The following is a 1,026-nucleotide window of genomic DNA, read 5'->3' as shown; positions in this document are numbered from 1 at the left end:
CTGCCCCGCAGACAGCAGGAAACGCTCCATCCCGCCCTCGTCACGACGCAACGACGGCACGACAACAGCGGCCTCACCCGCGTCCTCGAAGGTTTCCTGAAGACCGATCGTCAGCACCGGATGCGGACTCGCCTCCACGAAGACCCGGTGACCGTCGTCCAATAGGGCCCGCGTCGTCTTCTCGAACTCGACCGTCTGCCGCAGATTACGGAACCAGTACTCCGCGTCCAACCCCGCGGTATCAATCCGCCCACCCGACACCGTCGAGTAGAACGCCACCTCCGCGGACCGAGGCACCACCGGCCCCAACAACCGCAGCACCTCCTCCCGGATCCCGTCCACATGCGCGGAGTGAGAGGCGTAATCCACCGGCACCCGGCGTGCCCGCACACCCTCCGCCTCCAGCACCACCATCAACTCATCCAGCGCACCCGCCGAACCCGACACCACCGTCGAAGACGGACCATTCACCGCCGCGACACCAATGTCCTCACTCCACCGCCCAATCCGCGACCGCACCTCACCAACAGGCAGCGCCACCGACACCATCCCGCCACGACCCGCCAACCCAGTGATCGCCCTACTGCGCAACGCCACCACCCGCGCACCATCGTCCAGACTCAGCGCACCCGCCACCACCGCCGCCGCGATCTCACCCTGCGAATGCCCCACCACCGCATCCGGCACCACACCCACCGAACGCCACAACGCCGCCAACGACACCATCACCGCCCACAACGCCGGCTGCACCACATCCACCCGCTCCAACGGCCCATCACCGTCAAGCACATCCAGCAACGACCAGTCCGTATACGGCGACAACGCCACCGCACACTCCACCAACCGCTCCCGAAACACAGGTGACGCCCCACTCAAACCACGCGCCATCCCCACCCACTGCGACCCCTGCCCCGGAAACACCAACACGGTCTTTCCGGATGTCGCTCGGCCGGTGACGAGGTGCGGGGCTTCGGTGCCGGTGGCAAGCGCGGTGAGGCCGTCCAGGAGCCGGTCGCGGTCGCCTCC

General features: G+C 67.4%; 1 protein-coding gene. It reads right to left on the bottom strand.

The window, feature by feature from the left end; genetic code table 11:
* On the bottom strand, positions 1 to 1,026 hold a 1,026-nt coding region (locus tag AB0M39_RS42245), incomplete at both ends, for an acyltransferase domain-containing protein (protein ID WP_365374565.1).

It is taken from the genome of Streptomyces sp. NPDC051907, from assembly GCF_040681075.1.
GTDB lineage: Bacteria > Actinomycetota > Actinomycetes > Streptomycetales > Streptomycetaceae > Streptomyces.
Note: the sequence above shows the minus strand (reverse complement) of the source record. Positions and strands in the feature narration are given on the sequence as shown.